13 protein-coding genes and 2 other annotated features are annotated in these 12,262 nt (G+C 38.2%); of the genes, 8 read left to right on the top strand and 5 right to left on the bottom strand.

Annotated elements, in window-relative coordinates; translation table 11 throughout:
• Positions 1–86: 86 nt before the first annotated feature.
• Together NLJ82_RS22335 and sspI are read right to left on the bottom strand one after the other, a co-directional pair.
• Positions 87–644 carry an HD domain-containing protein gene (locus NLJ82_RS22335; protein ID WP_000554789.1) on the bottom strand — a complete coding sequence of 186 codons (558 nt, stop codon included), beginning with the start codon at positions 642–644 and terminating at the stop codon, positions 87–89.
• A 161-nt stretch (positions 645–805) separates the two neighbouring features.
• Positions 806–1,015: a small acid-soluble spore protein SspI gene (gene sspI, locus NLJ82_RS22330; RefSeq protein WP_000009513.1), complete on the bottom strand. Its 210-nt coding sequence runs from the start codon at positions 1,013–1,015 to the stop codon at positions 806–808.
• Between the two features lie 82 nt (positions 1,016–1,097).
• On the opposite strand from sspI, the gene NLJ82_RS22325 reads away from it, so the two are divergent.
• The 5 genes from NLJ82_RS22325 to NLJ82_RS22305 all read left to right on the top strand — a co-directional run bounded on the left by NLJ82_RS22325 (position 1,098) and on the right by NLJ82_RS22305 (position 7,929).
• On the top strand, positions 1,098–1,895 hold the full coding sequence (locus NLJ82_RS22325; RefSeq protein WP_001993769.1) for a TrmH family RNA methyltransferase: 798 nt from the start codon (positions 1,098–1,100) through the stop codon (positions 1,893–1,895).
• Positions 1,896–1,943: 48 nt separating this feature from the next.
• Positions 1,944–2,172: a binding site (T-box leader), on the top strand.
• A 43-nt stretch (positions 2,173–2,215) separates the two neighbouring features.
• Entirely contained in the window at positions 2,216–3,250 is a 1,035-nt protein-coding gene (gene pheS, locus NLJ82_RS22320) for a phenylalanine--tRNA ligase subunit alpha (protein WP_000388219.1), read from the top strand.
• 18 nt (positions 3,251–3,268) lie between these two features.
• Positions 3,269–5,689, top strand: a complete 2,421-nt coding sequence (gene pheT, locus NLJ82_RS22315; RefSeq protein ID WP_000498169.1) for a phenylalanine--tRNA ligase subunit beta — start codon at positions 3,269–3,271, stop codon at positions 5,687–5,689.
• Between the two features lie 317 nt (positions 5,690–6,006).
• Positions 6,007–6,258, top strand: a binding site (T-box leader).
• A 52-nt stretch (positions 6,259–6,310) separates the two neighbouring features.
• On the top strand, positions 6,311–7,702 hold the full coding sequence (gene asnS / locus NLJ82_RS22310; protein ID WP_000432166.1) for an asparagine--tRNA ligase: 1,392 nt from the start codon (positions 6,311–6,313) through the stop codon (positions 7,700–7,702).
• A 92-nt stretch (positions 7,703–7,794) separates the two neighbouring features.
• Complete coding sequence (locus NLJ82_RS22305; RefSeq protein WP_000039587.1) at positions 7,795–7,929, top strand: YuzL family protein; 135 nt, start codon at positions 7,795–7,797, stop codon at positions 7,927–7,929.
• Between the two features lie 39 nt (positions 7,930–7,968).
• On the opposite strand, the gene NLJ82_RS22300 is transcribed toward NLJ82_RS22305, so the two are convergent.
• From NLJ82_RS22300 to rnhC, 3 genes are all read right to left on the bottom strand, one after another.
• Positions 7,969–8,220 carry a hypothetical protein gene (locus NLJ82_RS22300; RefSeq protein ID WP_000994761.1) on the bottom strand — a complete coding sequence of 84 codons (252 nt, stop codon included), beginning with the start codon at positions 8,218–8,220 and terminating at the stop codon, positions 7,969–7,971.
• Complete coding sequence (locus tag NLJ82_RS22295; RefSeq protein WP_000925558.1) at positions 8,217–8,486, bottom strand: hypothetical protein; 270 nt, start codon at positions 8,484–8,486, stop codon at positions 8,217–8,219. The genes NLJ82_RS22300 and NLJ82_RS22295 overlap by 4 nt, the downstream gene beginning before the upstream one ends.
• A 116-nt stretch (positions 8,487–8,602) precedes the next feature.
• Positions 8,603–9,538 (bottom strand): ribonuclease HIII, encoded by a 936-nt coding sequence (gene rnhC / locus NLJ82_RS22290; protein WP_000071600.1) that lies wholly within the window; start codon positions 9,536–9,538, stop codon positions 8,603–8,605.
• 123 nt (positions 9,539–9,661) lie between these two features.
• Here rnhC and zapA point away from each other — a divergent pair, with 123 nt between their 5' ends.
• The 3 genes from zapA to polX are packed head-to-tail and all read left to right on the top strand — an operon-like array spanning position 9,662 to position 12,245.
• Positions 9,662–9,931, top strand: a complete 270-nt coding sequence (gene zapA, locus NLJ82_RS22285) for a cell division protein ZapA (protein ID WP_000082701.1) — start codon at positions 9,662–9,664, stop codon at positions 9,929–9,931.
• A gap of 1 nt (position 9,932) precedes the next feature.
• Positions 9,933–10,472 (top strand): CvpA family protein, encoded by a 540-nt coding sequence (locus NLJ82_RS22280; protein ID WP_000565413.1) that lies wholly within the window; start codon positions 9,933–9,935, stop codon positions 10,470–10,472.
• A gap of 54 nt (positions 10,473–10,526) precedes the next feature.
• Positions 10,527–12,245: a DNA polymerase/3'-5' exonuclease PolX gene (gene polX / locus NLJ82_RS22275; protein ID WP_000867555.1), complete on the top strand. Its 1,719-nt coding sequence runs from the start codon at positions 10,527–10,529 to the stop codon at positions 12,243–12,245.
• Positions 12,246–12,262 lie beyond the last annotated feature (17 nt).

Here is a 12,262-nt window from a genome sequence, read left to right as displayed (position 1 = left end):
TGAATGTAACATTTAAATATTACATATAAAGGTGTATTTTCCATAAAATAATAAAAGAGGTATCACCCTATAGTGATGCCTCTTTCTCATTGATAACTATGTTCTGTTTTGTTGTTTGATTTCGATTGCTCTATTTGTAATTCACGCTCTACCAATCGATCTAACTGTTGAATTGCTTTTAGTGCTTTTTCATAAGAAATTGTTCGATAATGATGCGCTCCGCCCGGTTCTTCATCTGCTTCGTCTGCCCATTTAATAATATTTTGAAGAGACGTTCTTTCAATTTCTTGTTCCACTAAGAAAGAATCTGTATGAAGAAGAATGGCGATAGAAATTTCTTTTGCTAGTTTAGGGTGTTCTCCTAATCTAATAAGCAATTTATGAGCTCTTTCTGCTCCTTTAATTGCGTGTATATCATTCTTTTTATATAAATCATAGTCCCATTCGCCGCCTGTGTACCATGTATGATGTCCGATATCATGAAGGAAACCGGCTTTTGTCGCAGCATCGACTGAGGCGTGATGCTTTTTAGCTAAGTGAAACGCATGGTAAGCGACAGCGATCGCGTGGACCATCCCAGAACGATTTACGTATTTTTGTGTAATGTGGTGTTTAAAAATTTGTTCAAGCGTAATACGGTGCATAAAACATTCACTCCTTTTATCTAATGGTGTATATGAAGAAAAATCGATCGGTTTAAATGTATTTTGAACATTGTACTCCATCGAGTAGCGTTAGTAAAGTAGAAATGTTTAGGAGAAGAAAAAAATCACCTTAGCTTATGCAAAGGTGATTTTTAAATTGCTTATTTTTTTAATCCTTGCTCTAGTGTTTCTAACATTTCATGCTTTTCATTTTCATCAGCGTTTTTCCAAATGACTTCAAATAAGACACCAAGACCTGGAAGCATTTTCTCTTCACCGCTTTGAATTGCATCGACAATTGTTTCTTGTAATTGATCTTGTGTATTACCAGATACATTTGCTAATACAGCACCGCGTAAATTAAAACTCATTGTTTTCACCTCTTCTTCAGAATTGAAACTGACGTTAGTTTTTGTTCTTTTTTCTGTAAATATGTATGAAAAATAGGCTATAATGATAAGACAAGAAGAGAGGGAAATACATATTATGAAAAACATTGATTCAGTACAAAATCCGCGTGTGAAGCAGTGGAAAAAGCTGCAAACGAAGAAAGAGCGCGATAAAAAAGGTTTATTTTTTGTAGAAGGATTCCATTTAGTGGAGGAAGCTTTAAAAGCAGGAGTTGTAACAGAACTTATCGTTTCAGATCAGACAGACCTTCCGAAAGATTGGACAGTTAATGATGTAGAAATGTATATCGTACCGGAAGCAATCGTAAAAGTACTTCGTGAAACAGAAACGACGCAAGGTGTATTTGCTGTTTGTGAAAAGCATGAGAAGGAAGTAGCTCTTGCTGATGGGAAGTTTCTTTTATTAGATGGCCTGCAAGACCCAGGTAACTTAGGGACAATTATTCGTACAGCTGATGCAGCTGGTATTCATGCCGTTGTGCTTGGAGAAGGTTGTGTTGATGTTTATAATAGTAAAGTACTCCGTTCTACACAAGGTTCTATTTTTCACTTACCAATTGTAAAAGGGAACTTAGAAGAATGGGTAGACAAGCTAAAAGAAAATAACGTTCCTGTATATGGAACAGCTCTTGAAAATGGAGTTCCGTACGGGGAAGTAACACCAGCTGGTAGCTTTGCATTAATTGTAGGAAATGAAGGAAACGGCGTACGCCAAGAAATTCTTGCAAAAACGGATCGAAACTTGTATATTCCGATTTACGGCGGGGCAGAATCATTAAATGTTGCAGTTGCAGCAGGGATTTTAACGTATTATTTGCAAAGCCCGGTTGCGAACAAATAAAAAACTTCTTATAATAAGTTGAAGTACATTATATTAAAAGTTAAATAACGAAAAACGTTGATAGAGAAGAGTAGCTTACAAAATCGCCATATAGGGAGAGAATGCCGTAGACTGAAAGCATTCTTATGGTAGACGGAAGTGAATTCACCTCTGGAGTTGACGCCAGGACCATGTATATGTAAAGGCGTTCCGGTCAGAATTGATCGTTATAACTAATGAGTGGGCAGACATGTTCTGTCAATTTAGGGTGGTACCGCGAATTTACCTCGTCCCTTTTTGGGAGCGAGGTTTTTTTATTTTTAAAATTAGGAGGGTTCCAAATGGAAGCACGTTTAAAAGAGCTAAAGCAAAAAGCGTTAGAGCTTATTGAAGAAGCGAAAGAGCTAAAAGGCTTAAACGACGTACGCGTAGCGTATTTAGGAAAAAAAGGTCCAATTACAGAAGTATTACGCGGCATGGGAAAATTATCAGCAGAAGAGCGTCCACGTATGGGAGCATTAGTAAATGAAGTACGTGAAGCGATTCAAACGCGTCTAGACGACAAAATCAGCAACTTAGAAAAAGCAGTAATTGAAGCGAAATTAGCAACTGAAACAATTGATGTTACATTGCCAGGTCGTCCTGTTGAAACAGGTTGTCACCATCCGTTAACAGCTGTTGTTGAACAAATTGAAGATGTATTCATCGGTATGGGTTATGAAGTAGCGGAAGGAACAGAAGTAGAAAAAGACTACTACAACTTCGAAGCATTAAACTTACCGAAAGATCACCCAGCGCGTGATATGCAAGATACATTCTACATTACAGAAGAAACGTTACTACGTACACATACATCTTCTGTGCAAGCACGTACGATGGAAAATAATAAAGAAAAAGGCCCAATTAAAATTATTTGTCCTGGTAAAGTGTATCGCCGTGATGACGATGATGCGACGCATTCACACCAGTTCATGCAAATTGAAGGTCTTGTAATTGATAAAAATATTCGTATGAGTGACTTAAAAGGTACACTGCAAGTATTCGTGAAAAAGATGTTCGGTGAAGATCGTGAAATCCGTCTTCGTCCAAGTTTCTTCCCATTCACAGAGCCATCTGTAGAGATGGATATTTCTTGTATGATGTGTCACGGCAAAGGTTGCGGCACTTGTAAAGGAACTGGTTGGATTGAAATTTTAGGCGCAGGTATGGTTCACCCGAACGTACTTGAAATGGCTGGTTATGATTCAAAAGAATATCAAGGTTTCGCATTCGGTATGGGCGCAGAGCGTATCGCAATGTTGAAATACGGCGTAGATGACATTCGTCATTTCTATACAAATGATGTACGTTTCTTACAACAATTCAAACGAGCGTAAGGGAAGGAGAGGATAAGTATGTTCGTATCATATCGTTGGTTACAAGAGTATGTAGATATTAAAGATGTAACGGCACAAGAACTAGCAGACAAAATCACGAAAAGTGGTATTGAAGTAGAAGGTGTTGAAGTATTAAATAAAGGTGTAAAAGGTGTTGTAGTTGGTCACGTATTAGAATGTGAAAAACACCCAGAAGCTGATAAGTTAAGCAAATGCTTAATTGACATCGGCGAAGAAGAACCAGTTCAAATTATTTGTGGTGCTGCTAACATTGCAAAAGGTTTAAAAGTACCAGTTGCAAAAGTTGGCGCTGTACTTCCTGGTAATTTCAAAATTAAAAAAGCAAAACTACGTGGTGAAGCTTCTCACGGTATGGTTTGTGCTCTTCAAGAGCTTGGCATTGATGGAAAGTTAGTTTCAAAAGAATACGCAGATGGTATCTTCATCTTCCCAAGTGACGCTGAAGTTGGTGCAGATGCACTTGAAATTTTAAACTTACATGATGAAGTACTTGAGCTTGGTTTAACACCAAACCGTGCAGATTGCTTAAACATGTTAGGTGTTGCATATGAAGTAGCTGCTATTTACGGCCGTGAAGTAAAACTTCCAGCTATCGACTTACAAGAAACAGCAGAAAAAACTGCCGATTACATTTCTGTAAGTGTAGAAGCGAAAGAAGAAAATCCATTATACATTGCAAAAATGGTGAAGAACGTAAAAATTGGTCCATCACCAATGTGGATGCAAACTCGCCTTATGGCAGCTGGCATTCGTCCGATTAGCAACGTAGTTGATATTACAAACTACATTCTAATGGAATACGGTCAACCGTTACATGCATTCGATTACGATAAATTAGGTTCAAAAGAAATCGTTGTTCGTCTTGCAAAAGAAGGCGAAAAAATTGAAACGTTAGATGATCAAGAACGTACGTTACAAAGCCACCACCTTGTTATTACAAACGGCACAAAAGCGTTAGCTGTTGCTGGTGTAATGGGCGGAGCGGATTCAGAAGTTACAAATGAGACAGTAAACGTTCTAATTGAGTCTGCATACTTTGCAGGTCAAACAGTACGTCGTACATCAAAAGACTTAGGTCTTCGCAGTGAATCAAGTGCACGTTTCGAAAAAGGAATCGATCCAACACGTACATTTGAAGCAATTCAACACGCAGCCGCTTTAATGGCGAAATATGCTGGCGGAGAAGCGCTTGAAGGTGTCGTAGAAGTTGATAACTTACAAGTACAGGAGCGTACAGTATCTGTTACTGCTGAAAAAGTAAACCGAGTATTAGGCACAAATATTTCTGCGAGTGAAATGGGTACAATATTCACAAACTTGAAATTCCCATTCACAGAAGTAGAAGGAACATTCCACGTGAATGTACCAGCACGTCGTCCTGATATTACAATTTCAGAAGACTTAGTAGAAGAAGTGGGCCGTCTATACGGTTATGACCACATTCCAGTTACATTACCTTCTGGAACAATGACTCGTGGTAAATTAACAGCAGCACAAACGAAACGTCGTAAAGTACGTCGCTTCTTAGAAGGTGCTGGTTTATATGAAGCAATCACGTATTCATTAACAAGCGCTGACAAAGCGAAACAATATATGGTGGAGCCAAACGAAAAAGCGCCTGTAGCTCTTGCACTTCCAATGAGTGAAGAACGCAGCCAACTTCGTTTAAGCTTAGTGCCACAATTGTTAGAAGCAGTTTCATACAATGTCGCTCGTAAAAACGATAGCGTTGCTTTATACGAAGTAGGTTCTATCTTCTTACCGACAGAAGAAGGAGAACTTCCGAAAGAAGAACAACATCTTGCGGGTGTTATGACAGGTCTTGCTCTTCACCATGCATGGCAAGGTGAGAAAAAAGTAGTAGACTTCTTCGTTGTGAAAGGTGTACTAGAAGGTCTATTTGACGTACTTGGCGTTTCAAACCAAATCACATATGCACCAGCAAAACGTGAAGGTATGCACCCAGGTCGTACAGCTGACATCGTATTAGAAGGCGAAGTAATTGGTTTCATCGGTCAATTGCACCCAGAAGCAGAAAAACAATTAGATGTGAAAAATACATTCGTATTCGAACTATCTCTTGTAAAAGTATTCGGTGCAGACGCTGAAGAAACTTACTACTCAGCAATTCCACGTTTCCCATCTATGACACGTGACATGGCTGTTGTCGTAACGAAAGAAACAAAAGCTGGCGAAATGAAGCAAGTTATTGCTGAAGCTGGTGGAGAACTTCTGAAAGACGTAACGCTATTTGACTTATACGAAGGTGAAAAAATGGAAGAAGGCAAGAAATCACTTGCATTCTCTATGAACTACTTCGATCCAGAGCGTACGTTAACAGATGAAGAAGTAACAGAAGCACATAACCGCGTGTTAACAGCGGTAGAAGAGAAATTTGGTGCGGAGTTACGTAAGTAATAAGAAATAGAAGCACATAACCGCGTGTTAACAGCGGTAGAAGAGAAATTTGGTGCGGAGTTACGTAAGTAATAAGAAATTGCCGGATTTATTCCGGCAATTTTTTTATTGGATTGGTTGTCGGAAAATGTCGGAAAATGTCGGTAAGTCGATATATTACAAAAATCGCCGATATATTTGGAGTTACGATCGATATATTATAAAAATCGCTGATATATTTGGAGTTACGATCGATATATTACAAAAATCGCTGATATATTTTCCGACATCTTGCATCTTTCTCTCGAATGTAGTACATTAATTTTAGTTTAACAAAATGAAAGACGATGATAAGGAAAAGTAGTATATACTATAATCCAAAGCGAGTCAGGGACGGTGAGAGCCTGATGAGGCGGTATATGTGAAGAACACCTTGGAGTTGCTAACCGAAATTGAATCTTGTATTCAAGAGTAGACTTAGACGGGAATCCGGCCTGTTACAAACCGGGAAGTATGTATTACATACGAGTTAAAGTTGGTCTTTATGACAAATTGGGTGGTACCGCGAAGTTTAACCTTTCGTCCCTTTATGGATGAAAGGTTTTTTTGTATTTAAATATATCAGCAAAGGAGAATTTCACTATGGAAAACACATTAGTAAAAAGTCTGTATAGAGATACAGATAAATACGCAGGTCAAACAGTACAAGTATCAGGGTGGATTCGTAATTTACGTGATTCAAAAGCATTTGGCTTCATCGAATTAAACGACGGTAGCTTCTTCAAAAGCGTTCAAATCGTTTTCGATACAGAATTAGATAACTTCAAAGAAATTGCAAAACTTCCACTTAGCTCTTCAGTTAAAGTAGAAGGTAAAGTAATTGTAACGCCTGGAGCGAAACAACCATTTGAAATTAAAGCAGAAAAAATTGATATTGAGGGCTTATCAGATTCTGATTACCCACTTCAAAAGAAACGTCATACGTTTGAATACTTACGTACAATTGCTCACTTACGTCCAAGAACAAATGCATTCTCTGCAACGTTCCGCGTACGTTCTATCGCAGCATTTGCGATTCACCAATTCTTCCAAGAGCGTGGATTCGTACATGTTCACACACCAATCATTACTGGTAGTGATACAGAAGGTGCGGGCGAAATGTTCCGCGTAACAACGCAAGATTTAAACAACGTACCAAAAGGCGAAGACGGACAAGTTGATGAATCAAAAGACTTCTTCGGCAAAGAAACAAACTTAACAGTAAGTGGACAGCTGAACGCTGAAGCTTATGCATTAGCATTCCGTGATGTATACACATTCGGACCTACATTCCGTGCAGAAAACTCAAACACAACTCGCCACGCAGCTGAGTTCTGGATGGTTGAGCCTGAGATTGCATTTGCTGAACTAGGTGACGTAATGAACCTTACAGAAGATATGCTGAAATATGCAATGAAATACGTATTAGAGCATGCACCAGAAGAAATGGAATTCTTCAACAGCTTCGTTGATAAAACAGTTTTAGAGCGTATGAACAACGTAATTAACTCTGACTTCGGTCGTATCACTTATACAGAAGCAATTAAAGTACTTCAAGAATCAGGTGCTGACTTCAAATACCCAGTAGAATGGGGTATTGACTTACAAACAGAGCACGAAAGATACTTATCAGAAGAAATCTTCAAACGCCCTGTATTCGTAACTGACTATCCGAAGGACATTAAAGCATTCTACATGCGCTTAAATGACGACGGTAAAACAGTAGCTGCTACTGACCTTCTAGTTCCTGGCATCGGCGAATTAATCGGCGGAAGTCAACGTGAAGAAAGAATGGACGTTTTAGTAGATAGAATTAAAGAATTAGGCATGAAAGAAGAGGACTACTGGTGGTACTTAGAACTTAGAAAATACGGCGGTACAAAACACGCTGGATTCGGTCTAGGTTTCGAGCGCTTCCTAATGTACATCACTGGCATGGCTAACATCCGTGACGTAATTCCATTCCCAAGAACTCCAGGTTCTTCTGAATTCTAAAATATGAAAAAAGCGAGAGGATTTCCTCTCGCTTTTTATTTTGTATAGTTTACTGCCTCGTAGCAAAAAGTAACGCGAAGGGGTGAATATAAATGAGTAAAAAAGTGAAAAAAGATCATTCAAGATCGGGCCTCGGTTCTCCAGAAGTAGAAGGACAAGGAACGACGACACATGAAACAGGTTCTCATAAAGTACCTTCATCTAATAAGAAGCAGAAACAAAGCTAACATAAAAAGGAGAGTCTTGGCGACTCTCCTTTTTATGTGTTACATCTTTTTATCATGAATCTCTTTTGTAATAGTATCTACATCTTTGTCTAATCGATCGAAATAGAAAAACCACAGTAAACTCATGAACACGTAATAGATGGCCATCACGCCAAGATTATCAGATATATTTTCAAATGTAGATTTAGTAGTGAAAAAAGCGCCCCAAATGGTAGAAATAGTGAGATAAGAAAGAGGACCTACGATGTGTACGGATGCATAAAGTACCTTTTTAACTTTTACAGCGTTCATATGAAAGACCGCCTTTTTCTAATCATACATTCAAGTTCCTCACAGAAGTGTTGTAGTTTTGCTGGATTATGTATTAACAAGCGGGCATCGTGTTTCCCGATAAATCTTCGAATCCGAAAGTTTAATAAGAAAGATCGGCCATAGCGCTCTATTAAATCGTTGAACGCTCGTTGTTCACTTAGCAGCTGAATGTTTTCCCTAATTTCGAACTGTCTTTCGTGTGGATTACCTAGTAAAATATTTAGAATCATTTGTAGAAGTAGCAATAGGGATCCCCTCCTATGTTAGAATAATCTGTATATTATAATTATAACAAAACTATAAGGATAATAGTAGGGTAAAACAAAAAACAGGAGTTTGTAGGCTCCTGTTTTTGTCGATACTATTTTAGTAAGCGAAACGCCTTTTCCGTATTAGCAAAATGCAGTTTCACAAACTCAGGTAATCGTTCTTTACCAAGCTTTTGAATTAATTTAGCGGCGGCGATATCAACTTGTTTACCTGCACCTTTTGGAAGGGGCATACCAGCTTTTTTGCTTAGTTCGTTAAATTGTTTTACGAATGAGTAACGAGCTAAAATGGAGGCGGCGGCTACTGCTAAATGGACGCTTTCGCCTTTCGTTGCGAAGTAAACATTTTCACGTTGTACCTGTTTTTGTTTTGCTAAATATTTGTAGTATGTATCAGGCTGTGTGAATTGGTCGATTAAGACGCCTTCAGGTTTTATAGGTGCCATTTTAGCTAATAAGTTTGTAATAGCTTTATTATGTAGCAAAGCTTTTAGTTTACCTTGGTTGTTTCCTTTATCAAATAGCTCGTTATATTTTTCGTTATGAAGAACGAGAGAGCTGTAAGGAACAACGTGTAGAAGTTGTTTTGCAATGGCAGTAATTTGTTCGTCATTTAAGTTTTTAGAGTCTTTTACACCAAGTTCTTTTAGTAGTGGAATTTGCTTCGCATCCACATATACAGCAACGACTGTCATCGGTCCGAAGAAATCACCAGTCCCCACTTCATCTGACCCTACGATCGACATTGTACCGATGGAAGCAGGCGGTGCATAACGGTGTGAATCAACAGATCTTTTTACAGCTGTTTTCGGTGTTTGAGAGACAGTTTGCCAACGAGAAGCTTCTGCTTCAGCACGTCCACCTTGGAACATTACTTTTCCAGATTTATACGCTGTGATTGTGCAAGATGGCACTTTTGCCATGAAGATTCCGCCTTGTGGAGTTTTCGGGCTAAGCGAATGTTTATATTGTTGTTTCATGTCTTCAATTACTGTAGAATTTGTTTGAATTACGATAGAATTTGACATAATGGTCACCCTTTTTTTATATTGTTATTTTTATCATATCGGATTGTTCTTTCTGTTTCCATATTATGAAGGTTCATGGTATGATAAACTTTAGGATTCTGTACGTGATTGGAGGCCGGTGAGTTGTCACAACAAAAGGGAAAGAAAAGTCGAATTAATGTAGAAATCTATGGTCAGCAATATTCAGTTGTTGGCGATGAAAGTACAAGTCATATCCGCATGGTAGCAGCGATTGTGGATGATAAAATGCGCGAACTCAATGCCAAGAATCCTTCGCTTGACACGAGTAGACTAGCGGTATTGACGGCGGTAAACGTCATACACGATTACATAAAATTAAAAGAAGAACATGAGAAATTGAAAGAAAGTATGACAAAAAAAGGAATGGAATAACATGATTGATATTATTATCATTTTACTGCTTGTTATGGGATTTTTCCTCGGCTTACGCAGAGGGTTTATTCTGCAACTTGTAAAGTTAACAAGCTTTATTATCGCATACCTTGTTGCATACTGGTACTGTAAAGATTTAGCGCCAGCACTTGCGAAATTTATTCCGTATCCATTTGATAAAAACGTATCTGTTCCAGAATGGATTGATGCAAATAATATTGAGACAGTATTTTATCAAGCGCTTGCGTTTATCATATTGTTTATTATTACAAAAATTGCACTTTCATTACTTGGTAATTTGTTAAATATGTTTGCAGAAATACCGGTTTTAAAGCAAGTAAATGCGTTTGCGGGGGCACTCCTCGGATTTTTAGAAGTATATATTATTTTGTTTGTCTTAATTATCATTGGAAACATTCTTCCGATTGAACAATTACAAACACCATTACAACAATCATCAATTAGCAAAATAATTGTAGACGATACACCGATTCTCTCTGAAAAGGTGAAGGAACTATGGCAGACAGGTAGCAGAGTATAACTTCTCTTTTTTCGGAAAGAGAAGTTTTTTCTATGAAAGAAAGGCGGGGTAATGATGAAAGTAAATAAAAAACAAGTTATCAAATTATTAGAGACAATCGGGCTTTTTATGGAACTAAAGGGCGCGAATCCATTTAAAATATCTGCATTTCGTAAAGCGGCAGCAGCATTAGAAAGTGATGATCGTAGTCTTTCTGAGATTGAAGATTTCACGAAGATTCCGGGCATTGGAAAAGGAACAGCGGCAGTTATTCAAGAATATATAGAGTCGGGAACATCTGAAGTATTACAAGAGCTTGAACAAGAAGTGCCAAGTAGCTTATTACCGTTATTAAAATTGCCAGGCCTTGGTGGTAAAAAGGTAGCTAAGTTATATAAAGAACTTGGTGTTGTTGATATGGAATCGCTAAAAGCGGTTTGTGAGGAAAATAAAGTACAAGCTTTAGCTGGTTTCGGCAAAAAAACAGAAGAGAAAATATTAGAAGCAATCGATCAAGTAGGATCTCGTCCAGAGCGTTTACCAATCGCGATGGTATTGCCTATTGCCGGGGAAATAGAGGAGAAATTGTCGAATATTGCTGAGGTAATTCGTTTCTCTCGCGCTGGTAGTTTGCGCCGTGTTCGTGAAACAGTAAAAGATTTAGACTTTATTATTGCAACGACAGAACCAGCTGCAGTACGTGAGCATTTACTACAATTTGATAATATGATTGAAGTAATCGCGAGCGGGGATACGAAAGTTTCTGTTCGTCTTCAATATGAATATGATATTTCAATTGATTTTCGCTTAGTAAAACCAGAAGAGTTTATTACAACTCTTCACCATTTCACAGGATCCAAAGACCATAACGTAAAAATGCGTCAAATCGCAAAAGATAAAGGCGAGAAAATTAGTGAGTACGGTGTAGAGAACTTGGAAACAGGTGAAGTGAAAACATTTGAGACGGAAGAAGAATTCTTTGCTCATTTCGGTCTTCCATTTATCCCGCCAGAAGTGCGTGAAGATGGAAAAGAAATTGAATTAATTAAAGAGTATCCTAACTTAATTCAGTTCTCTGACATACAAGGTGATTTACATATGCATACAACATGGAGTGACGGTGCCTTTTCAATTGAAGAGATGGTACAAGCGTGCCGTGCTCGTGGATATAAGTTTATGGCAATTACGGATCACTCACAATACTTGAAAGTGGCGAACGGTTTAACGAAAGAGCGCCTTCGTGAACAAGCGAAAGAAATTGAACGTATGAATGAAAAGTATCCAGACATTACAATTTTACGTGGAATTGAAATGGATATTTTACCGGATGCCTCGCTTGATTTTGATGATGAAGTATTAGCTGAATTAGATTATGTCATTGGAGCAATTCACTCTAGCTTCTCACAAGACCGTGAAACGATTATGAAACGTCTTCGTGCTGCGCTAGAGAATAAGCATGTCACAATGATTGCTCATCCGACAGGACGTCTTCTTGGACGCCGTGAGGGTTATGATGTAGATACAGACTTATTAATCGAACTCGCAAAAGAAACAAATACAGTTTTAGAATTAAATGCGAATCCAAACCGTCTAGATTTAAGCGCAAAATTATTAAAACAAGCACAAGATGCCGGTGTAAAAGTAGCGATTAATACGGATGCTCATACACTTGAAATGTTAGAAGATATGGAAACAGGTGTAGCGGCAGCACGTAAAGGTTGGATTCAAAAAGATAACGTGATTAACACGTGGGATATTGAACGTTTATTAGACTATATTAAACGTAATAAGTAACACAAGGGGGACCTGCA

Origin of the sequence: Bacillus paranthracis (assembly GCF_024296885.1) — a bacterium.
Lineage (GTDB): Bacteria > Bacillota > Bacilli > Bacillales > Bacillaceae_G > Bacillus_A > Bacillus_A paranthracis.
The sequence above is the reverse complement of the archived record's forward strand: the minus strand, read 5'-3'. Positions and strand labels throughout refer to the sequence as shown.